The sequence below is a fragment of the Blautia sp. St.27G3 genome (assembly GCF_059728505.1).
Map to the genome: position 1 here is coordinate 1,553,484 of NZ_BAAGFO010000001.1, position 23,619 is coordinate 1,577,102.

Consider the following 23,619-nt stretch of genomic DNA (forward strand, 5'->3'; position numbering starts at 1 on the left):
TTCCTTTTCTCACAGAATCGCTTTAAATCAAATTGTCTGGAAACAGGAGGAGCCCATGGGTGCTGTTTTACTTTCCCCCGTTTATATTCTTTTGAACATCTATCTTGCAGTCCGCATCCAGCACTGGTTTGCTGTGCTGCATCCTATTTTTGACAGTTACTGGTTTACAGGTTTGTTTTCCATCTTGTATGCCTTTGCAGCTCTTACACCTCTGGCCGCTGCCTTTTACCATGGAAAACTCAAGGCCTGGACAAAACGCATCAGCAATTACTGGCTCGGCATTCTGATGTATCTGCTGCTCTGTGTCCTTTTTATTGACCTTGCCCGTATTCTTGTCCGGCTATTGCAGCACCGTGATGTTTTTCAACCTTCCGACGCCTTTGAATACCGCGTCACCATCGGTTCTGGCATTGCTGCTGCCGTTGCTTTATCGTTATACGGAATCCGGCATGCTTCCAGAATTAAAATTACCCGTTACGAAGTGACAATACCCAAGAGCTGTCCTATTCCTGATCTGAAAATTGCGCTCGCGGCAGATCTGCATCTTGGATATAACACGAAACTGCTCCATATTCAGAAAATCCGAAATGCAATTTCCTCCATTCATCCGGATCTCGTTGTCTATGCGGGAGATATTTTTGATAATGAATTTAACGCAGTTCCAAAGCCTAAAAAAGCAGCTGCCCTGTTCGCCAGCATAAAAACCACTTATGGTTCTTTTGCCTGCTGGGGCAATCACGATATTGAAGAAGTCATTCTGGCCGGGTTTACATTCGACAGTCAGGAGCGTGCTGTCTCCTGCGATCCCCGCATGGTTCAGTTCCTGAAAAAAGCGGACATCCGACTGTTGGAGGATGAAACAGTGCTGATTCAAAACGCTTTTTATCTCTCCGGTCGGCTTGACGCATCCTGCAAAGAAAAAAGCGGAACCACGCGTCTTACTCCCGCTGAACTTCTCCTTGGACTTGACCGCTCAAAGCCGCTGATCGTCATGGATCATCAGCCCTCTTCGCTGCCAGAACTCTCTGAAGCAGGCGCTGATCTTGTGCTGTCCGGCCACACACATGACGGGCAGATTTTTCCCGGCAATCTCACAACACGCATCGGCTGGTTGAATTCCTACGGAAAGCTTGTTCTTGGTTCCATGACAAGCATTGTAACGTCCGGCGCCGGAATCTGGGGGCCTGCGATGCGTGTGGGGACAAGCAGTGAAATCGCAGAGATCGTGGTGAAATTTAATCCTCCTCGATAAACGTATCCAGATAATCTTCCAGATCGGATTTAATCACTGTTACACGAGGGCCATAAATAATCTGCACACCATTCCCTTTGTGAATCACGCCGGATGCGCCTGTTGCTTTTAGCACTGCATCTTCCACCTTGCCTGCCTCAAAAACAGTACACCGCAAACGGGTCGCACAACAGTCTATATCTGAAATATTGTCTTTTCCTCCAAGTCCCCGGCAAATCGCGGCTGACATAGACGCTTCCGCTGACATTGCATCATTTTGTCCATAAGTCCTTTCATCCTGTCCGCCCGCGGCACTGCCATTTTGTGCAGCTGCCTTTCGGGCTTCCACGTCACTGCGCCGATAAAGCTTTATTTCGCTTCCCTCTTCACGTCCGGGAGTTTTCAGATTCAGCCGACGTATCAAATACGCAAACAGCACATAATACACAATAAAATATCCAACTCCCACTACCACGATCCAGAGCCAGTTCGTCTTCGCATTTCCCTGAAGAATTCCAAATAAAAATAAATCAATCAGGCCTCCCGAAAACGTCATTCCGACGCCAACTCCAAGCACATGCATCAGCATATAAGCAAGGCCTGCGAATACACAGTGAATCACATAGAGCACAGGCGCTACAAACAGGAACGTAAATTCAAGCGGTTCCGTAATCCCTGTAATCATAGCGGTAAGCGCTGCGGAAATCAGAAGTCCGGCAACGGTCTTCTTTTTCTGCGGGTCCGCAGTACGGTACATTGCAAGCGCAGCTCCGGGAAGTCCAAAAATCATCAGCGGAAATTTTCCGGACATAAACCGTGTGGCTGAAACTGCAAACTGCTGTGTACCAGGATCTGCAAGCTGTGCAAAAAAGATATTCTGCGCACCCTCAATCAGCTTTCCTCCCACTTCCAGTGTGCCGCCAACGGCTGTCTGCCAGAACGGAAGATAGAATACGTGATGCAGGCCGAACGGAATCAGAAGGCGTTCCATCAGACCGTACACCCAGGTGCCGGCATAACCGGAATTCAGCACAAGGTTTCCAACCGCGTAGATTGCATTTTGAATCGGCGGCCAGATAAAATACATAAGGATTCCGACTGCCGTGTACACAAGCGCACTGATGATCGGCACAAACCTCGTTCCTCCGAAAAAAGAAAGCACCTGCGGAAGAGAAATACGATAAAAGCGATTGTGGAGCGACGCCACGCCAAGTCCTACGATGATTCCGCCAAAGACTCCCATCTGCAAGGATGTAATGCCAACCACAGACGCTACCGCACCGTCCGGCATGGCCTCTGTGCCGCCATTTATTACAATCATTGCACCGATGGATGCATGCATAATAAAAAATGCGATCGCCGCCGCCAGCGCTGCTACTTCCTTTTCACGCCTTGCCATACCGATCGCGACTCCCATTGCAAAAATAATGGGCAGGTTCGCAAATACAATGTCTCCTGCCTCACGCATTACTTCAAAAATTGCAAAAAGTACCGTACCAGGTCCCAGAATCCCTGTCAGTCCATACGTTTCCAGCATTGTTGCATTTGTAAAAGATCCGCCAATCCCGAGCAGAAGCCCCGCTACTGGAAGAATCGCAATCGGAAGCATAAAGGATCGGCCGACTCTTTGCAGCACACCAAATATTCTGTCTTTCATTCTCGCAGCTCCTTTTTTTCATTAATAAGCAATTTCGTTATTAGTGATTTAGGATTAACCAAATTTGAAGCTGTCATTCATTCTGGGAGATCAAATGTTTATTTCTTTTAATTTTTTTACAAATGCCATTCCACTAAAAAGGGCAATCAGATTTGCGACAAAAGACACCAGCAAGTTCCAGAGCAGCATGAGCTGCATTTCTCCCTGTGCGCTGCCGAGGATGCGCAGAAGGTTCTGCCTCTGTCGATTCCACCAGTCTGACCAGAATGTAAAATCTGACCATTTGGACGGAATCATATCTTGCGGAATACGCCAATACTGCAATATCAGCCACAGCGCTGCTGCCATGACGGCAAAGGCCGCCACAAAACAGAACCATTTTTCTCCCCGCGCTGAAGCTTTTTTTCCAGATTTTAAAAAGAAATAAAAGATAGTTGCTGCCAGAAAAAGCGGTAGTATCAGAAGAAGATCACCTGCCACAACGCCCGGTAATGTAAACTCAGCGACCTCTCCGGTAAGCGCATTTCTCATTAAAAACTGTTCTGCGCTGCCGGCACTGCTTTTAGCCACTTGGATGGACCATACAGCTTCCAAAGTTTCCTCCTTTGGCGTATGAAGGGAAATCGTATCAAGACAAGCGCCATCCTGCGGCTCTGCCTGTCGCACCATCACACGGCGCAGACTATCAAACGTGCCGCAAACCGTATAACTTTTTTCCTCGCACCACAACCGCTGTCCCGCTGCCTGCTGTGTTCCGAACAGCTCCTCCGCTGTCTGCGTATCAAGGAAACATCCGTCCTCCTGCCACTGAAGAGAGACTGTTCCGGACATGACAAGCTCCGGATTTCCTTTTGTCACGATGGCCAGAGTCCGACTGATTTTTGCAGTTTCCCGGCATACAAGCTCCACCCCCGGCAATTCACCCCAAAAACAGCTTTGTACAAAATCCTCCTGTGCTTCCTCCCGGGTGAGAATTTCCTGTGCTTCCTTCCCGGAAAGTGGCGATCCTTCTAACATTACCGTGATGATACCGGACGTTTTCTGCACGCGTCCCAGACAGAGCACTGCTAGAAAATAGCAGCCTCCCATTATGAAAAACAAAACAGCGCTCCATAGAAGCGTGCTGATACGATATTTTTTCAATATTCTCCCCATCCCGTCTTAATTTGTCCTGCTTAATCAAAAGGCTGCCACAGTGCGACAGCCTTTTTTGTTCCTTTAATTTACAAATAAAAACTAGCCTTCGATTCGGATACGGCTTCCGTCGTCAACTGCTTTATCGGAACTCGTAATTACCTTCTGGTCACTTCCAAGTATCCCATCAGCCAAGGCCGCATACGATTCATTTTTTTCCTGTACCGTCACACTCACCTTACGCGCTTTCGTCTCGATTCCCATAATGGAATCGTACTCCTCCGGCACCAGAACATACGCCTGATTCTTGTCGTCGAGATGAAGGGCGGAAAGAGGAACCGTGACCGGATACGCCTGTGATTTTTTCACAAAATCCATTGCCGCAGTCATACCAATCTCAAAGGTATTCTCCGGTATCTGGACGATCACATGATAAATGTCCGCATCTGCCTCGTCCACTGTGACGGACTCCACCGCCAACTCCTCAAGCTTCAGCTTACCGTTACCTCCGCTTAAAGTAACCAGATCCCCCGTACCGATATACTTTTCCTGTTCCTTTGTGATCTCTGCCGTAAAACGATAACCTTTCGTCAAATCTGCCATCAAAACAGCAGTCGTATCGGAGGTCTTCTCTCCTGTCTGAATCTGAATCTTCATAATAAGACCGTCGGTATCGGCGTAAACCTTCCCGTTTTCCTTTTTCAGCTTTTCCAGCTTCTTAAGAGAAAGTTCCATCTGCTCATATGTAATTTCATTCAAACGGTCTGAACTGTTTGACGCATTCGGAATCCCTGCGGCTGCAACAGCCCTTCCTGACGTAACCGCTGCCTGATTTGCTGCAATTGCAGCATCCTCATACGCCTGCTGCGCTGCCTGCACATTTGCAATCAACTGTCTTTCTGCTGCGGCCTCGTCTGCATTCGCTGCTGTCATCCGCTCCTGCTGATATGCCATCAGAGCTGCCTCTGCGGCCTCCTTTTCTGCCCGTGCATCTTCCACCTTGCGCTGAGCTGCTGCCAGCGCCTCACGATAACTGTTGCGAACGGACGCTTCGATCTGCGCAAGCTCCTCCTGCGTCACTCCCTGACCAGAGCTGTCCCCGAAACTATCCTCCGGAAATATCACTGAAGAATCTCCCGAATTTCCATTGCCCCCACTTCCAGAAGGCAGACCTGATGTCCCTGGTACATTTCCGGAAATGGAACCAGATGTTCCGTCTGACTCTGTATCCGGCACCTGATCAAAGCCGCCTGGTACCGTTCCGGTATTTATATCTGATACATCGCCCGAAATCTGGCCAGACATGCCGTCTCCTGTCGTTCCGGTATTCATGTCCGAACCGTCATGGAACAGATCGCCTGCTGTATCCCCGGATATTCCGTCGGATATATTTTCCAAATTTCCATCCGATACTTCCCCACTCATATTGCCTGGCACCTGGCCTGTTACACCGCCTGCCATATCTCCGGCATTTCTGTCTGGTATGTTCCCTGTATTCAAACCAGCCCCACCACTGAACGTATTTCCGGAACCTTCGCCCGAGGATGGTGCACTGCTTCCAACTTCTTCTACCGAATCAATGCTGATTTCCGGTACGCTGTTCTGTGCGCCGGTGCTCCCAAACGTTACTTTTCCGACGTTTCCGTTTTTATCGAACAGAACATTTTTTATTCCCATGACAATTTCACCCGACATATCACCGGACGTATCAGCGTCCGAGCCTGATCCGAAAGAAGCGTTTTCCGGCTTTTCTTTCTCTTCTGCACACAGGTCTTCTTCGGTTTCCTCCAAAACAAAAAATTCTTCCGATGCCTGAGTCCTCGGTATCTGTGTTTTGCTAAGCGTAGCGCCGTTTTGTGCAGCCTGAAGCGCTGCATTTACCGCGTTCTCAATCTTCCACTCCAAGGACGTAAGCTCCTGCTGCGCTGCAATATACGCATTACTCTTCTCAACAAGCGCCTGTTCCAACGCTGCTTCTACACTGTCGTCGGTCTGTAGATTTCCGCTCTTTTTCCGGAATTCCTTTAGTTCTTTTTGCGCATCCGAGAGCTGCTTCTCCGCTCTTGAAAGCTGTACCCCCGCACTTTGCGTACTGAGCGAGTACTGCTCTGCCGCCTGTGCCTGCTCATTTTCCTTCTGCCTCTTGCTGATATCTTTCTGGCTCTTTGCATCCGCCACATTCAGCTCCTGCTTCTCCAGCTCCTGTTTCTGATACAGAATTTTTTCGTCCAGCAACGTCGTATCCAGCTCAAACAGCAAATCGCCCTTTGACACACGCTGCCCCTCGCTGACATGTATTGCCGTCACACGCTGGTCCGGCTCTGTCGTCACCGCCAGCTCCTGATTCTGAACGATTCTCCCTGTCGCCCTAACCGAATGCCCGATCACCATATTCTGCGGCCGCTCCACTTTTACTACAGCAATCCCCATCTGATCTGCCGCACGGGACAGAATCGTAAAGCACAGCATAAATACAAAAAATACTGCTGTCGCCTTCATTAACTTCCCTCTGTTCAAAACCTGTACCTCCTTATTCTTTCAGCGCTGCCGCTGCAATTCCCTGCTCCAGATACTCCTGTCCGGAAAGAAAAATAAGCAGCGCCGGTATCAGCATCATAATTGCCGCTGCGAATCCCATACCGGCCTCCTTCAAACCAATTTCCGGCAAAAACAACGACAATGGCCACAAGGACCTTGTCTTTAAAAATGTCATAGGCTGCTCGATCATATTCCAGGATTCCAGGAATCCCAAGATCCCTGACGAAACAATTCCTGCCGCCCCGAGCGGAATCCCAATTCTCCAGAATATCTGAAAATTTCCGGCTCCGTCAATCCGTGCCGCTTCCAGAATAGCCTCCGGAATCCCGCCAAAAAACCGGTACATGATAAACACCGGAAAAGTAGAAAACACAGCCGGAAGTATCACCGCCGCATGAGTATCCAGAAGACCGATCTGGTTTAACACCAGATATTCCGGCATCATCAACACCTGGAACGGCATCAGCATCAAAACAATGTACAGCATCAGAATCGCCCGCTTCCCCGGAAAAGAAAATCTGGCCAGAGCCCACGCCGTCGGTACACCAAAAATTGTCTGTCCTGCCAGAATACAGAAAGACAACTTCAGGGAATTCCAGAACATCACGAAAAACTGCGGGGAATCCATCAAAAGCTCCACCAAAGACTGTAAGGTCGGTGCATGAGGCAAAGCCGCCCACCGTGCCATCCCTTCTGTGCCGCCAAGGACCGGGGCCAGATATTCTTCAAGCTCCCACTGCTGCATAAACACACCGGAAACAGCAAACACCACCGGAAAACAGATCACCGCAGCCAGTAAAAACAGCCATATGTAAATGAATATTTTTGTAATTTTTTTCATTCCTCCGGCCTTTCCATTTTATCATACTCCTCTGTTTTTTCAAAGTTTACTATTGCAATCTCCAAAATTCCTCTAAAATGGAAGCAGGCCTGAGACTTTTGCCATGCAGGAAACGAAATTTTAAAAGCAGAGCCGTGTAAACCGCACTAGAAAGTGCCTTTACAAAGCCCTGCTTTTCATTACAAAATTTTCCAATCTATCCCTGCTTCTTTCAACGGTGCGAATGGACTGCGCAATTTCTTTTCTGTATCAAACCCGGGATGATACTCCATACCGAGCATCGCATATTTGGAGCCTGCCATTGTATTGTAAGGCAGAATCTCCACTCTCGTGCGGTCTGCCGCATCTCCGACGGCCTCTGCAATCCCGGTAAAATGCGATTCAGTATCATTGATTCCCGGAATCAGAGGAATCCGGACCACAAAAGGCGTTCCGCTGTTTTTTAAAACCTGAAAATTAGAAAGAATTCTTTCGTTTGAGACGCCCGTATATTTCTTGTGCAGTTCATCATCCATCACCTTGAGATCCATCATCACAAGATCACAGTCGTGAATTGCCTTTTCAAATACCTCCTGCTTTGCATACCCGCTTGTCTCAATTGCACGGTGAATCCCCCTCGTCTCTTTTAAAAGCTCCAGGAGAAACTCCGGCTGCGCCAGTACCTCCCCGCCGGAAAAGGTCAGCCCTCCTTTGCTGCTGTTAAAAAACGGTGTAAATTCCCTTAATTCCTGCGCCAGCTCATGCGCATCGCGCCAGGTTCCGCTCATTCTGATCAGGTTATTCGGACAGGCCGCAACACATGCCCTGCACAAAATACAGTTCCCGGGAGACGGGCAGACTTTCTCGCAAGCTTTGCAGTGTGTACAGCCATTCGGACTTTTCACAATCTGGGGCCTGGCTTTCCAGCCCTCCGGGTTATGGCACCATGCACAACGCAAAGGACACCCTTTGAAAAACACGGAAGTACGGATTCCCGGCCCGTCGTATATCGTAAATTCTTCAATCGAAAATATCAATCCCTCTGCCATCTGTGTTTGTCCTTTTACGAAAAAGTAAATTCTGTCCGGCTGATAATCTGATCCTGATACTCCTTATCCAGCTCCACAAAATATCCGCTCCAACCCCACACGCGTACGATCAGGTTCGGATGATTTTCCGGATGCTCCTGCGCATCCAGCATCTGTTCTCTGTTCACCGTATTTAACTGAAGCTGATGGCCCCCGAGATCTACAAATGATTTTACAAGCATTGCTGTTTTCATAATTCCTTCATCGTTCCGGAATACGGTATCATGCAGCTCAATAGTCAGCGGGCCGCCATTGCAGCAGTTTTGCAAATCCGGTTTTGTAAAAGACTTCACCGTCGAAAGAGGCCCCTTTAAGGTTGCTGTCAGAGAAGGGGAAAAATCTGCCGGAAGAGGCGCGTACGCTTTTCTTCCGTCAGCCGTAGCCGGAAGATTTCTTGTATACCATATATAGAACTGTGCGGTCCCGGTACCCGGACGGAATATCCCGCCAAGTGCATTTTTCTTTCCCCGCATCGCGTCTGAGAACAGTTTCATCATATGCACCGCCAGGCTGTCCACGTATTCCTCGTTATGTCCCATCTTCGGAACCTCTTGAATAATCTGGTTGCGGAGCTCCGGACAGTCCGCAAAATCAGTGTCCAGCGCATGAATCAACTCCTCCGGCGTAATCTTTTTTTCATCAAACACAAGCTTTTTTACTGTTGTCATAGCATCGACGCCCGTCGATATTCCGGCGCCATGCAGGCCATAATTGTGATACTTCGCAGCAGACGTAAAATCACGCGCTTTCTCCACACAACCCTTCATCAGCACTGACTGCCACGGACACGGCTCCACATGGACGTAATGATATCGCTTCACCAACCGGTCAATCTCCTCCCGAAAGATTTTTTCATACGCTTCCAGGAAATCTTCAAACGTCTTACAGGAAGGAAGTTCTGTATGAATCGCATCATTCACCAGTTTTGCAAAATTCACGGCATCAAGATTGGGCAGGTCCATACCCGTACCCGGTATAATAAATTCCCAGCATGCTGCAACACCATAATTCTCAGCGTCCTCTTTTTCATATCCCATCGCTATCAACGCAGGGATGACTACGTCATCATTGCAGTACTGGGGAAATCCAAGCCCGATTTTTGTGAGCTCACTACCTTTGATATAGAGATCCAATGGGGTCGTTTTTCCTACTCTGAGATTGATCTTCGGGTCAATGAGATTGTTTTCCCTACATGCATCAATACAGAGAAAAACAAGATCATTGTAGTACATGGTCCCGTCTTCGCGCCGTTCTCCAAGCACCATGCTCTGTCCATTATCCCCCACCTGAATTCCATAATACAGGTCTGAGTCGCGGTTTGCTGCAAGAAAGAACTCCTGTACCAGGTCAAAGGCCTCCTCTTTTGTGAGCCGCCCTTTCTGAATGTCTTTTTCATAAAACGGATACATGTACTGATCAAATCTTCCAAAAGGAATCAGATACTTAATGTTAAACCAGATCGTAAAGTTGAGCAGCCTCAGGAACTGAAGTGCCTGCTGAAATGTATGCGCCCCCTCCCCGTCTGCAATGACGCGAAACGCCTCTGCCACTTCTGCGTTCCCAACGCGCTCTGCTTCCTTTTGATAACGCCTTGCAAAGTCCATAGTGGCAAGGACTGCCGTCTTTGCGCATCCCAGAAATTCTATTCCTTCCTGATCCTGCTCCCGCTGTACGCGTTCCATTGACGCATCAATCTCTGCCAGCCGCCCTCCCAATCCTCTCTCAATCGTATATCCATAATCTGTAATAATATTGCACATATAGTAATCCTGGAAGCACTCATACTTCTCATTGAGTGCCTTCCATTCCTCCTCTGTGTAAATAGACGGAATCTTTTTTATTGTCCTTGTAATTGCAATCCGTTCCTCTGCAAAAACAATCGGTTTTTCTGCCTCCAGAAGCAGCTTATACCGCATCACGCTCCTGACTGGCACAGAGTACCCCTTTTTGCTGAACTCTTCAGCAAAGGACAGTTCAACATCCTGACGATACCTCCCAAACCGCCTGTGAAGGCAATCCTCCCGGATTTTTTTCAAACGCTCAATCATATTCCTCTCCTTTTCAAATGTTCAACCTAAAAACAAAGCCCGGATAAAACACACAAAACCTAAGAACCCTGATTGTTCTGGAACTCCGTTTTGTGCGTTTTATCCGGTTTTATCCAATATCGACCAAAAACCTGGATTAAAACTTATTGTCCGACAGTATTTCCTCGGGAGCAAATGCGCACACGCTATTGATCTTATCATAATTCATGACAAATTCCAGCTGCAGATCTATGACTGCTACAATTTTAAGGAATTCTGAATCAATATGATAGCGCGAAGTGGCATGGCCGCCCCCTGAGCTCAGAATATAGTCTGAAATAACAGACAATGGCGATATCGTTGAAGTCGTGATGGCGATTGCCTTGATCCCTCTTTTCTTGGCCAGACGCACGCCTTCTACTACCTGCTTGGAACTTCCGGACTGTGAAATAGCAAGTACCACATCCGACTTTCCCGCAAGATTCACCTGGTTCAAAAAGCCTTCTGGTGATATTTCCGCAGTACTCCGTACACCAAGCCGTTCCATTTTAAAATGCATATACTGCGCCAGCGGATTTGTGTTGCCAACTGCGATGATATGCACAAACGTGCTGCTTCGAATCAAATCCGCACACGTTTCCAGAAGCTCACTGCTCAGCTCATACCGGATTTTAAAAATCTCCTCCGTATATCTGCGGATGATGCTTGACACAGAATCTTCGCTTTTCAGCAGCTCCTCATGCGCTTTGCGTTCCTCCGCAATTTTCCCATTGTCGTTCGCCAGAAAAATAGCAAACTGATGAAAACCCTTATAGCCCAGATGTTTGCAGAACCTCACAACCGTTGCGTCGCTGACGTTCCCCAGCTTTGCCAGCTGCGATACATTTTTGTCGTTAATCTCAGTCGGATGCTCCAGAATGAAATCTGCAATTTTCCGTTCCGCCATCGGCAATTTACTATACTCTGACCGTATTGTCTCTAATACTGACTTCTCCATTTGTCTCAGTTCCAAAACATATTTGCATACCTGCCGTAAAAGAATCCCCCAAGCCAATCGTAAAACGTGGTTTGTCTATGTATCTCGTTGGAATAAGCTGCACGTCATCATACGAACCTGCTGAGATGGCGGCAGCAAACTCTGCCCCTTTCTCACTTATTGGCAACGCAAGGACCCTTTCTAAATCCTCCAATGTCGGGTACCTGCCCACGGACGCCCGTGCGGTAGCCAGCAAACCGCCCCAATATAATCCCCGTTCGATTGCTATATCTCCTTTGTCACCGACAAATACCGCATAATCTGCCGTATGCACCACAATCCCACGTCTTACCCCATACTTTCTCCGGAATGCTCTTGCGAAACAGACCACAGAATCAATGTCTTTGATCTCTGTATCCATATACATACCTCTGGCATTGTCAGCCAGCTCTTCCTCATTCATCCCGAAGATATCTGTCAACGGAAGTATGTGTTCCATACAACTTTGCCGGATTACGCTGTCATGGTATGCAGCATCCTCCATGTACACGATTCCTGCTGGATTTCCCGCTCTGTAACGGCTGATATGTGCCGCTGTATCTGACAGTCTCCGTTTCAGCACAGCCAGATCAAGAATACAGTTAAAACCGGAAATCACCTGACTCGTGATACAGATTGCATGATGTTCAATATACTGAAAATACTTTGCAGACAGCGGAAGCAATTCGCTGATTCCCCGTTTGGTGAGTATCAGTCTATTGGAGGTTGGAATCACATATGTTTTGTCCTCTAATTCAATCTCGTCGCCTTTTTTGTATTGTATAATAAAATGCGGTTCCTGTCCAACCCTGCTTTTTACCTGCCCTGTATGCACCGCACGTCCCAGCGAGTCCACAGTATAGATCGTTTCTGTATTCATCCTGCCTCGCACTTCATCCGAATCATCCGTCAGATGGACCAGTGAAGGACAGCCTGTTCCTGACAGCACCAGAGCTGCCTGGGCTGCCGTTCCCCCTACTGCCCTCTGCCCCTCTCCAAAACAATTCAGCAAAGAAACATCAGAAATATCACGTTCTCCTCCCAATCCATTCAGGCAGTAGTACACCAGTGTCTCAAGAAATTCCTTCTCGCTGCTCACAGGCTGAAACGTCGGCTCCTGACGGATTCTCCCACAGCTGATCCCATATTTTACAAGAAGGCTGTTTACAATAACCGTATCCAGCTCATAAACAATATCCAGATTGCTTGTATAACCAAGCGCAGTCAGCTGTTTTCGCTCAATCCTTTTCTTTATTGTATCCTGTAATTCTTTCATCCTGTTTAATATAACTCTGCTTTTCCCGCAGTTCCAAAAAGTTTAATTTTCTGCTTTGCTACCTCCTGCATAGCTTTAATACAAGGCGGTTCAATTTCATTCGGCTCCCTGAGGCCCTCCTTTTTCAACACCTCACGCATTTTTTCATAATATGCCACCTTGATATCGCTTGATATGTTGATTTTGCTGATTCCTTTTTGCGCTGCCTCGCGGATTTCCGCATCCGGATTGTTCGAGCCTCCGTGAAGAACAAGTCTTGTATCCAGCCCTGCTGCCCGAAGCGCATCGCGAATCTGTTCCAGACGTTCCATCTGAAGCTTCGGCTCATATCCTTTTGGATAAATTCCGTGACACGTACCGATTGAAATCGCCAGGGCGTCGATGCCTGTTTCCCGTACGAACCGAACCGCTTCCTGCGGATCTGTATAATAGATGATCTGATCAAACGCCTTATCAGGATCAGTCACACCGATGCTTCCAAGTTCTCCCTCCACCGACACCTCGGATGCAAAATACGAAGCTGCATAATTCCATACGTCGCCGTCCGCCACCTGCGCTCTGCGCGGATCGTCTGTATCTGTTGCCATGGTATAGCTGATTGCCGCATGTGCAGCTTCTACCACCTTCTTGCACATAGCAATATTCTCTTCAAACGGAAGTGCCGATGCATCAATCATAACGGAAGTAAAACCGGCCCGGATTGCAGCCATCACATTTTCATAGGAAGCGCCGTGATCAAGATGAATCGCAGCCGGAACCGGTGAAAATGCAATGCGTCCAGCCATTGCCCGAATGCTGTCTGTCCCGATATGCTTCAGTTCATTCGGATGAAGTTCAATGATCACAGGCGCTTTTTCTCTTTCTGATATATCCATAATTCCATTAAACATCGCATAACTGCTGATGTTAAAAGCCGGAACGGCAAAATGATTCTCCTCTGCCACAGCAAGCAGTTGTTTCAAATTAAATAACATGTTCTCTGTCTCCTTTTTGAACCTATAGTTTCAACATATAATCAATCGCCCATTTACGAAATCTTTTTCCAAGCAAGAACACTGTCACGTTTTTTCGGCGCCGGCAGTCAATCCCTCGATCAGCTGCTTGGAACACAGCAGATACATGAGAATTACCGGAATTACGCTGATCACTACCATCGGAAATACTTTTTCAATGAAAAACAGGAAGGACGACAGGCATTCCTGAAGCATGACAGTTGCCGTCCGCTGTTCCCCGCTCAGAAATATGAGCGGCATATAAAAGTCATTGTAAATCGTCAGTCCTGATACGAGTGCCACGGTTCCGAGAATCGGTTTTGACAGTGGCATCATAATCCGGAAAAATATCGTAAACTCATTTGCACCGTCAATCTTGGCACTTTCCGCGAGCGCTTCAGGCAGCTTTTTAAAAAATCTCATAAAGAGAAACGCTGCTAAAGAGAGGTTGCCGATATAGATAAGAATCAGTCCCCATGGCGTATTAACCAGATGCAGTGCATTGATGATCCTGTAATTAATCAGTACGCCAAGCTGAATCGGGAACATCATGCCCAGAAGAATAAAGGTCTGCAAAAATGACTTCCCTTTAAAGTCGTACCTGGCGTAACCGTAAGCCAGCATAGAAGAAACGATTAAAAGACCCGTAATCGATACACCTGTGATGAAAATACTGTTCCACATGGATTTCAGAAAATGGTTCTGCGTAATGACTTCTATGTAATGCCTGAAATTCCACATAGATGGCAGGGCAAAGATATCTGTCACGATCTCCGTGCTGTCTTTAAAGGAGGAAATTAATGTAATAAACAAAAGCAGTATAATAATTGAGCTGTATAACAGACAAATCAACGTTATCAGCCAGCTTTTATGGCCCAGTTTCTTTTTCATAATGATCACCTGTCATCTTCCTGTTTTTCAATTCCTGCGCAACTCCTATTCATTCCACACTTTCACCTTGCCAAGTGCAAAATTCATCACAGAGGTAAAAAGCAAAATAAACAAAAACGTTACTGTCCCTATCGTTGCCGCATATCCAAGGTCAATGTTCAGACGGCTCATGCTTCCGCTTCCAAATGCAATTCTGTAAAAATACATATTTACAAAATCAAGTCTGCCGTCCATACCGCCGAACGTACCTGCGAGCATGTACGGAAGATCAAAGAGCGTGATCCCCCAAATGATATCAAGAACCAGAACATTGATCATTCCCGGCCCGATGTCCGGCAGTATTATATAAAGAAATCTCTGGAAGGAACCAGCTCCGTCAATGGTCGATGACTCAATTGTCTCATAAGAAACATTTTTCATATTTGACAGAATAATGAGCATACCGATCGTTGCACTGGACCAGATACCAATCCCAATCAGAATCGGAAACATCATCTTCGGATCTGCAAGCCATCCAGGCAGGTTTACCCGCGAAACCCCCAGTGTCAGTAATGCCTTATTCACTATACCAAAGCTGGCATTAAAGAAGATGGTGCCAAAGAAGGCAATCACTGCAGTACTGAGCACGTACGGAAGAAAAAAGATGGCCTGAAAAAACTTATACCACCGGATTTTAGAATACAGCATATATGCCACGCCCACCTGTATCGGTACGATAATAAAATACTCGCACAGAATAAACTTCATATTATTTCCAAATGCATTCCAGTACGTAGCAGCATTGGCCGGGTCCAGAAACAGCCGTTTATAATTCTCAATCCCTGTAAACGTCAGTTCTCCAAGTCCGTCCCATGAGCTCAGGCTGAGAAAAGATGTCGCTATCAGCGGTATAATCATAAACATGCAATAAAAAATCAGGCCCGGAAGCATAAACCACAGATATGGTCTGCGTTTTTTCTTTTTCTTAACTGTATTCCCCATACTATTCCTCATTTCTCCGCCTTTTCCATACGTGCGGTGGCAGCGCATCACTTTGTCTGCCGCCGCATGCTCTGTGCTGTTAACCAGTTAACCTGTTTTCCCGCTCTACAATTAGTCAATGTTTGCCTGCACATTGTCACAGAACTCCTGTGCGTCAAGAGAACCGCTAAATACGCTCATGATATTTGCCTCAAAATATTCCTCTGCCTTTGCGCCGAGCAGAAATACCTTCTCCTCATTTGCTGCAAGCAATACATCTGCCATACCGATCTTTGTGGAAACTTCGTCAGAAGAAGGGGTTTCCTCCAGGGCCGGAATGGATGCATTGGAATTGATATAAGTCTGCTGGCCTTCGACTGTTGTCATCCACTGTGCAAACATCTTGGCTGCTTCTAGATTCTTCGTGTTCGGGTTAATGCTGTAACCGCCGTTTGCAGTAATGCATGCATAAACCTTTCCATCTTCATCATTTGCAAGCTTGAATACATCAAAGTTCAGGTTTGCATTTGCATTCCGGATTGTAGAGAGCATCCAGGAACCGCAGATGATCATGCCAGTGCTTCCGGTCGCAAATTCCATACATGCCGCTGTTGCATCATTTGCCACAGAACTGATGGAGAAATATCCCTTGTTCTTCCAGTCAACCATTTTCTGAAGTGTATTCACATTCACTTCCTCATTAAATGCAGCCGTGCCTTCTCCAAGTCTCGTAAAGAAATCCGGACCGCCTGCCTGTGTACATACCATGAAATCCCACGTATGCATAATGGATGCCCAGTCCACACCAGCCAGCGTCAGAGGCACAATGCCATCCTCCAGCATCGTATCGCAGAGTGCCTCAAATTCAGCAACGGTTGTCGGAACTTCATAGCCATTGTCTGTGAAAAGATCTGCGTTATAGTACACAGTTCTTGTATCAATGCTCGACGTCGGTACTGCATACAGCACATCGTCCACGTAACAGATTTCACTGATCATCGTCGGCTCACCGTCTTTTTCGAACAGAGACATGTCCACAAGATCTGTCAGCGGCAGTGCATTTCCCGCCTCCACCTGTCCTTCAAAAACGGCATTCTTCGTACCGCAGGTCCAGAAGATGTCCGGCCCGTTGCCGGACTGAAAAGCAGTTGAAAGCGCTGTAAAATATGTATTTTCCGGTTTTGCTTCATAACTGAAATCTATGTTCGGATACATCTCTTTGAGCACAGCAATCTGAGCCTCTGCACATACACCGCGCTCAGACGTGCCTTCCCAGATCACCAACTTCCCACTCAAGGAAGTATCCGGTTCTGCCGCAGCAGCCGGCATTGCCACACCCGCTGTCATAGCTCCTGATAACGTAACTGCCAAAAAAGTTTTCATCCACTGCTTTTTCATTTCGTTTCCTCCTTCTTTTGTTTATAAAACCCTTTTCCTAATACAACTTTTTATTTCTGTTACTTACTTATAGCAAATTCAGAATACTATTCATAATTTCTGTGGCGCTTCTCCATATCTTCATCCGTCAGGTTCATTTTCACCTTTAACTCCTGAGAAATAATATCGAAAAGCAGTACTGCTGACTGTTCATACAGATTTCCCATCAGCTGTTTTGTCTGTACAAGATCTCCTTTTGCCCTCCACGCCATGGCCGGAAGCCAGCAGACAACATCAGAAATCCTTCCGATATCACTGTCCGGATCTGCTGTAACCGTGACAACCTTTGCCCCTGCCTTTTTGGCAAGTTCTGCCAGATAAACAACGTGACTGTAAAAACCAGGACCGCAGGAAACGAAAAATACATCGCCTTCCCCCACGTTCGGCGCCGTGTCCTCCATGCCCCAGTGAGCATCTTTCCCAAGATGCATCAGACGCATAACGAAAAACTTCAGTCCCAGCCCTTCACGGCCAGCGCCATAGCAAACAACTTTTTTTGCAGAAATGACTGCGTCCATCAGCGGCTCAATGTCTTTGTCAGACATCCGGTCCAGAACCTCCTGCAGCTCCTTCAGTTCCAGATTTGCACACTCTCTAAAACTCATAAGAAACCCTCCTTTAATGATATGATGCAATTTATTCTTCCTTTGTGTAGTTGTATCATACACTAATTGAAATATTATTTCAATATATTTTTCATCTTTGTAATATTATTTCCGTTTCTTTCTACCAATTTCACAATTTTATACTTTGATTTCTATGCATAACACACAAAAACAGAGTACTATCAAATATCAAAAAGATATTTTTCAGTACTCTGTTCTTAAAATCATTCTCTTTTTATCTTACATCTCTATGTTATAGATATTGTCCTATTCATCCTTCGCCTCGCAAAATACAAAGTCCAATCAGAAATGGCGCCGCATAAATCAGGGGCATAATATAACGGAAGTTCCCGTTTGCCGGACAGATCAGAAGAATCCCTGTTGAAAGAACCGACATCAGTCCCGGGATGAGATATGCATAGTTTCTTTTCCGTATCATATCAAGAACAAAATAAACCACAATCCATGCATACATTCCCACACTAAACAGTAAATTCACAATCGGAATGCGCTGCAAAGTGTCTACCGCCATCTGAACCGCTTGTAATACCGTTTCGGACAAAAACGGCGCCTCAAACGACAGCACACCCTCTTCCTTCCAATGAGACTTCTGCTTAAAATCCCTGTAGACCATTCCGGATGGCTGATCCAGGTAGAAAAATCCATAGCAGTTGTTAAGCACCGCCTCTATATACGTACCCGGATGCCGCAGCAGCATCCCAAACCATGCGTTCAGATAAGCGGCAAGCTCCTGCGATGTGCAGTCCTGGCGAAACGTATATTTCACGGGATCAGTCAGCTGTGGATTGTATTTTTCTGCCAGTTTCTCATATTCAATCACACCGTCAATCGCTTCTTTTTCTTCCGGCGTCACCTCCTCAGGATACTGTTTCACATAACGCGCTGTCTGCTGAAACAAAATGCCCAACATCTCCTGACGGCCTCCCGGTGCAACCTTCCACTTGGGAAGCAATACCCCTATCCATACAAACTGAAACAGCAAAATTGGGAGCAACAAAGAGGCAACCACAGCAATCCAGTAACGGCGGTAAACGGTCAGGATCACCACCAGCACCACCAGCATCATATATACCCCCTGGCTGCGAAACAGCATTATCAGCAGGCTGTCCAAAGCAAACCCTGCACAAAATAATTTTTTCTTCAGACAAGCGCCCTTTGAGCGTACAATCTCCAATAAAAGCACTGACAGAATCAGGCAGAAGACACCAAAGGCCGTATCTTTCAACATACAGATTGCATACATCGGATAAAGTGGAAAAAATGCCGTGAAAAAAAGCCCTGCTTTCATGCAACGCCTGGACAATCCTGCCCACCGCAGATAAAACCAAACCCCGGAAAGTGTAAATGCCATAAAAATCATCTGCAACAACACATATAGCGCCACACCTACCGCCGCATTTCCAAGCCATACTCCAACCTTGACAAAAACTCCTGCCAGCACTGTCGTAAAAAACGGGAAATGATTGCTCAGATAAATATCCTTTCCGCGCACTGCTGACAATTTCCGTGTCCACGTGGACTGCCCGAAAAACTGCGCAATCTGACTTGCTGTGTCATTCCCGGAAGTTCCCGGAAAAAACAAAATAAAATAAGGCAGCCAGCAGAGAAAAACCAGCAGTGCAGCTGTCACAAAGTATTTTCCTGAAAAAACGCCTGCGCCTGTATTCTCTTTTCCAGAAACTTTTTCCATAAAATGAAATGCAAAAAGAATCAGATAATAAACCGGCACCGATGCCCCCAGAATGATAAGCAATGCCCGTAAAAACACAAATTTCCCGCCAAAAAGCATCCCCCAGCTGTCACATATACTATAAGATTTTCCAAGAAACTGCATACCCGAAAAACACACGGCAAAAATTGCAGCCAGAACGCGATCGCGGCTTTGAAATTCTCTTTTCCGTACTTCTTTTATCAAAAAAACCATTAGGAATGCAATCAAAAAGGGCAGAATCCTCTCGGCTGACAGGGAACGCTCCAGCCTTGCCAAAAAAGAGGCCAGCACTCCATATCCCTCCAGCCCTTCACCGGATACGCACCAGGCATCCATATCCACTCCGCATGTGAGTCCGATTGCTGAGAAAATTGCCAGAAAAATCATGCTCCACATCTTTCGTATTGATATTTTTCTTTCCATTTTCAACTCCTCACCATCCATCTGCATTCTTTCATCCGGTCCGCCCGCAAACCAACCTTTTCCTGCCCGCCTACAGACTAACAGACTACACCTCTCAGCCATTTCAGTCCGTGTGCAGACTACACTTCCCGTTCATTTCTGTCTATACACAGACTATATTCTTATTTCGCGATCACAGGTCGCCTGTCTTCTTCTCCAGCAGCATGGCATAAACCTCTCGCTTCGTAAGACCTCGATCCTTTGCCGCGCATTTCATGGCTTCTTTTCGGTCCATCCCCTGTTTTTCGTAGATCTGTACGTGAGTTTCAATATCCGTCTCTGCCCAGGATTTCTGTGCCTCCTGTTCCAGCTCATCCGGGCTGCGGCCCTCCATTACTATCACACATTCCCCTTTGGGGCCGTCCGCCTCATAATGTACAATTGCCTTCGAAAGTGTGGACTGAAACACCGTTTCATACCGTTTCGTCAGCTCACGGCACACGGTTACACGGCGATCTCCGAGCGCTTCCAGCAACTCCCCAAGTGTACGCAGCAAACGATGGGGCGCCTCATACAAAATAGTCGTTCTGGTCTCGCTTTTCAGTTCTTCCAAAATCCGTTGCTTTTCCTTCTTTTCCTGCGGCAAAAATGCTTCAAAACAAAAACGCCGTGTAGGAAGGCCCGAAAGAGTGAGCGCTGTCACACAGGCGCAGGCGCCCGGGAGGGAGGTTACCTCAATACCGGCTTCATAACAAAGACGCACAAGCTCTTCGCCCGGGTCCGAAATCCCCGGCGTCCCGGCGTCTGTAATCAGCGCAACATTCTGTCCGGAACGCATTTTCTCAATCAGAACATACGCCTTTTCTATTTTATTGTACTCATGGTAGCTTGTCATCGGCGTACGGATATCAAAATGATTCAGCAGATGCAGGCTGTTGCGCGTATCCTCCGCTGCAATTAAATCTGCCTCGCGCAGGGTTCGAAGCACCCGCATCGTGATGTCTTCCAGATTGCCGATCGGCGTCGCACACAAAAATAACTTTCCCTGTTCCATTGTCTCCCTCTCAATACCCATAAATCTCTGTAATCTCCGGCATATACACTCCAGGTTCCCGGTATACAATCAGCGGTTTTTCCACTGTCATCCGCGGTTTTCCGCCGCGCACAGCTTCGATCAGAACCATATTTGGTTCACGGTCCACATAAGGATAGACAAGCTGCATCCTTTTCGGCTCCAAACCGTACTTTACCATTGTGCAAATAATTTCTGCCAGCCGAAACGGCCGGTGCACCAGAAAAAAACTGCCTCCGGGGCGTACCAGCTTTGCCGCTGCACGCACCACATCTTCCAGCGTACAGAGAATTTCATGCCGGGCCGCCGCCTTTTCCAGATCAGGATTTACCAGCCCGTGCTGTCCGATCATATATGGAGGATTCGACGTAACGGTGTCAAAAGAAGCCGGAGCAAACAGCTCCCCGGCCTCCTTAATATCTCCTCTGACGATTTCCACCTTTTCCTGCAAGTCATTGAGCAGTACGCTTCGCGCAGCCATATCCGCACTGGTCGGTGAAATCTCCAGCCCCGTAAAATGATGGCCCTGCGTCTTTGCTGCAAGCAAAATCGGAATAATGCCTGTACCAGTCCCCAGATCAAGCGCAGTTCCCTGCTCTTTTACCTTCGCAAAACCGGAAAGTAAAACAGCGTCCATCCCGAAACAGAACAGCTTTCCGTTTTGGATAATCTGAAATCCATTCCGGTGCAGATCATCCACGCGTTCTCCTTCTTTCAGCTCAATCTTCATCCAGCTTTGATTTCCCTTCTTTTTTCTCAAGCGCTTCCAGTTCGCGCAGCTCCTTATCGACGGAATTGTCCTTACCGCTCCTGTCGGTTTTCTCGCCCTTACCGCCCTTTTCTCTGCGGCGTTTTGGCTTAAACTTTAATTCACTGACGTCGTATTCCTGTATTTCCTTCTCATCATCCACATCTACCAGCAGTTTTACCTTCTGACGCAGCACATTTACGCTATGCACTTCACCCTTTCTTCCGTCAAGTGTCGTGACCGTATCGCCGATCCCCGGAAGGCGGTTGTTCAGATATTCGTACGTATCCTCCTCATTTTTGAGGCAACACATCAGACGGCCGCAGACACCTGAAATCTTCGTCGGGTTCAGGGAAAGGTTCTGCTCCTTCGCCATCTTGATCGAAACCGGCGCAAACTCGGAAAGGTAGCTGTTGCAACACAAAATACGACCACATATGCCGATGCCGCCCAGGATCTTCGTCTCATCCCGGACACCGATCTGACGCAGTTCAATCCGCATTTTAAATACGGCGGCCAGATCCTTTACCAGCTCCCGGAAATCAATCCTGCCATCCGCCGTAAAATAAAACAGTACTTTATTGTTATCAAATGTATACTCTGCATCAATCAGCTTCATCTCAAGTCCGTGCTTTATAATCTTTTCCTGACAGATTTTTAACGCATCTCTTTCTTTGACACGGTTTCTCTGCGCACGTGCGTCATCATCCGGCGTCGCCACACGGATCACACCCTTGAGCGGCTGCACAATCGTCTCCTCCGGCACACTTCGCACCGGACCGATCACAGTACCATACTCAACGCCCCGGGCTGTCTCCACAATCACGTGATCTCCCGGCTCAATCTTATATCCCTTCGGGTCAAAGTAATATACTTTCCCTGCATTTCTGAATCGTACTCCAACTATTTTAACCATGTATATTCTCCTTAATGACAAGGAACAGAAGTTCCATTGTCAGATCAAAATTAACGTTCGCGGACAGCCTTGTCTTGGCATTTTCGATCGCTTTCATGACTTCCTCCACGCCTTCATAAGAGCAAAGGCTTACTGTCTCACGTATCGTCCGGATCTCATCCCGGAAAATAATGCCGTCAATGTCCCTCGTCGCCTTGAAATATACCATATCCCGGTACCAGAGCGCAAGGATATCCAGATAATCCTGAACAGAAAGCTTGTATTCCTGTACCTCCTTTACGTAATCAATCAGCTCGCTGACCTCCATTTTGCCAGCATTTCGCAGAAGCTGCATAGCTGAAGCCTTGATCGCTGAAAAATCCTCCGAGGAAGCCAGACGCACCGCTTTTCCGATATTTCCCTGTGCAAATGCGACACAGATGTCCGCCTGGTAATCCGGCACCTGAAGCTCCTCCATCAGGTACTGCTTTACCTGCTGATCCGGAACAGGCTTCAGGCTAAGAAGCACGCATCTGGAACGAATCGTATCAAGAAAAATCTGTTCATTTGCGGTAAGCAAAAGAATGACCGCATACTCGGGCGGCTCTTCGATCGTCTTCAGAATCGCATTTTGCGCCTGCACGGTCATTTTCTCCGCGTCCTGAATGATATAAATCTTGTATTTTCCATTGTACGGGCGAATCTGAATGTCTCCTGTGAGCTGTTCACGAATATCCTCGACACCGATGCTCGCAGGCTTCTCATGCCGCACATAAATAATATCCGGATGATTTCCGCTTAGCGCCTGACGGCAGGAATGGCACGTGCCACAGGGATGCTCTCCTTCTCCCGTACACTGAAGCGTCTCTGCAAATGCCTGGGCCAGCCGATGCTTGCCTGTCCCCTTTTCTCCACTGAAAATATATGCATGACTGACCTGCCCGTTCTCAATTGCCCGCCTCAGATGGGCAATCTCCTGTTCATGTCCAAGAATATCGTTAAATCCTGCCATATGCTGCCTCCACCTTCTGTTTCAGTTGCTCTGAACTCCTGATTTCGTATATTTTCTCAGGCCCGCCCTCTCATCGCTTTGCAACTT

Annotated in this window: 19 protein-coding genes; 1 reads left to right on the plus strand and 18 read right to left on the minus strand. The window is 47.3% G+C overall.

The window, feature by feature from the left end:
- Positions 1–55 precede the first annotated feature (55 nt).
- Positions 56–1,252, plus strand: coding sequence for a metallophosphoesterase (locus AC6I2O_RS07230; protein ID WP_120391217.1), 1,197 nt, complete (start codon positions 56–58; stop codon positions 1,250–1,252).
- Here AC6I2O_RS07230 and AC6I2O_RS07235 read toward each other — a convergent pair.
- From AC6I2O_RS07235 to holB, 18 genes are all read right to left on the minus strand, one after another.
- On the minus strand, positions 1,236–2,888 hold the full coding sequence (locus AC6I2O_RS07235) for a PTS transporter subunit EIIC (protein WP_497742238.1): 1,653 nt from the start codon (positions 2,886–2,888) through the stop codon (positions 1,236–1,238). The genes AC6I2O_RS07230 and AC6I2O_RS07235 overlap by 17 nt on opposite strands.
- 90 nt (positions 2,889–2,978) lie before the next feature.
- The gene (locus tag AC6I2O_RS07240) at positions 2,979–4,031 is read right to left on the minus strand and encodes a hypothetical protein (RefSeq protein ID WP_497742239.1); all 1,053 of its coding nucleotides are present in this window, start codon (positions 4,029–4,031) and stop codon (positions 2,979–2,981) included.
- Positions 4,032–4,124: 93 nt separating this feature from the next.
- The gene (locus AC6I2O_RS07245) at positions 4,125–6,539 is read right to left on the minus strand and encodes a hypothetical protein (protein WP_497742240.1); all 2,415 of its coding nucleotides are present in this window, start codon (positions 6,537–6,539) and stop codon (positions 4,125–4,127) included.
- Between the two features lie 13 nt (positions 6,540–6,552).
- On the minus strand, positions 6,553–7,401 hold the full coding sequence (locus AC6I2O_RS07250) for a carbohydrate ABC transporter permease (RefSeq protein ID WP_120391220.1): 849 nt from the start codon (positions 7,399–7,401) through the stop codon (positions 6,553–6,555).
- 179 nt (positions 7,402–7,580) lie between these two features.
- Entirely contained in the window at positions 7,581–8,429 is an 849-nt protein-coding gene (locus AC6I2O_RS07255) for a glycyl-radical enzyme activating protein (protein ID WP_497742241.1), read from the minus strand.
- 14 nt (positions 8,430–8,443) lie between these two features.
- Complete coding sequence (locus tag AC6I2O_RS07260; RefSeq protein WP_497742242.1) at positions 8,444–10,516, minus strand: pyruvate formate lyase family protein; 2,073 nt, start codon at positions 10,514–10,516, stop codon at positions 8,444–8,446.
- Between the two features lie 136 nt (positions 10,517–10,652).
- Complete coding sequence (locus AC6I2O_RS07265) at positions 10,653–11,492, minus strand: MurR/RpiR family transcriptional regulator (protein ID WP_120391223.1); 840 nt, start codon at positions 11,490–11,492, stop codon at positions 10,653–10,655.
- A complete protein-coding gene (locus AC6I2O_RS07270; protein WP_497742243.1) occupies positions 11,452–12,786 on the minus strand; it encodes an ADP-dependent glucokinase/phosphofructokinase in 1,335 nt (444 codons plus the stop codon). Before AC6I2O_RS07270 ends, AC6I2O_RS07265 begins: the two co-directional genes overlap by 41 nt.
- 5 nt (positions 12,787–12,791) lie before the next feature.
- Positions 12,792–13,760 carry a class II fructose-bisphosphate aldolase gene (locus AC6I2O_RS07275; protein ID WP_497742244.1) on the minus strand — a complete coding sequence of 323 codons (969 nt, stop codon included), beginning with the start codon at positions 13,758–13,760 and terminating at the stop codon, positions 12,792–12,794.
- Positions 13,761–13,844: 84 nt separating this feature from the next.
- Positions 13,845–14,669 carry a carbohydrate ABC transporter permease gene (locus AC6I2O_RS07280; protein ID WP_147412237.1) on the minus strand — a complete coding sequence of 275 codons (825 nt, stop codon included), beginning with the start codon at positions 14,667–14,669 and terminating at the stop codon, positions 13,845–13,847.
- A gap of 45 nt (positions 14,670–14,714) precedes the next feature.
- Positions 14,715–15,650: a carbohydrate ABC transporter permease gene (locus AC6I2O_RS07285; RefSeq protein WP_497742245.1), complete on the minus strand. Its 936-nt coding sequence runs from the start codon at positions 15,648–15,650 to the stop codon at positions 14,715–14,717.
- A gap of 111 nt (positions 15,651–15,761) precedes the next feature.
- Positions 15,762–17,027, minus strand: a complete 1,266-nt coding sequence (locus AC6I2O_RS07290; protein ID WP_120391228.1) for an ABC transporter substrate-binding protein — start codon at positions 17,025–17,027, stop codon at positions 15,762–15,764.
- Between the two features lie 86 nt (positions 17,028–17,113).
- Positions 17,114–17,671, minus strand: a complete 558-nt coding sequence (locus tag AC6I2O_RS07295; RefSeq protein ID WP_497742246.1) for an SIS domain-containing protein — start codon at positions 17,669–17,671, stop codon at positions 17,114–17,116.
- A 271-nt stretch (positions 17,672–17,942) separates the two neighbouring features.
- A complete protein-coding gene (locus tag AC6I2O_RS07300) occupies positions 17,943–19,826 on the minus strand; it encodes a DUF6020 family protein (protein WP_147412240.1) in 1,884 nt (627 codons plus the stop codon).
- Positions 19,827–19,998: 172 nt separating this feature from the next.
- The gene (rsmI, locus tag AC6I2O_RS07305) at positions 19,999–20,880 is read right to left on the minus strand and encodes a 16S rRNA (cytidine(1402)-2'-O)-methyltransferase (protein WP_497742247.1); all 882 of its coding nucleotides are present in this window, start codon (positions 20,878–20,880) and stop codon (positions 19,999–20,001) included.
- A complete protein-coding gene (locus AC6I2O_RS07310; protein WP_497742248.1) occupies positions 20,870–21,607 on the minus strand; it encodes a tRNA1(Val) (adenine(37)-N6)-methyltransferase in 738 nt (245 codons plus the stop codon). The genes rsmI and AC6I2O_RS07310 overlap by 11 nt, the downstream gene beginning before the upstream one ends.
- A complete protein-coding gene (locus AC6I2O_RS07315; protein WP_497742249.1) occupies positions 21,597–22,541 on the minus strand; it encodes a PSP1 domain-containing protein in 945 nt (314 codons plus the stop codon). Before AC6I2O_RS07315 ends, AC6I2O_RS07310 begins: the two co-directional genes overlap by 11 nt.
- Positions 22,534–23,532: a DNA polymerase III subunit delta' gene (gene holB, locus AC6I2O_RS07320; protein ID WP_120391232.1), complete on the minus strand. Its 999-nt coding sequence runs from the start codon at positions 23,530–23,532 to the stop codon at positions 22,534–22,536. Before holB ends, AC6I2O_RS07315 begins: the two co-directional genes overlap by 8 nt.
- Positions 23,533–23,619: the final 87 nt, after the last annotated feature.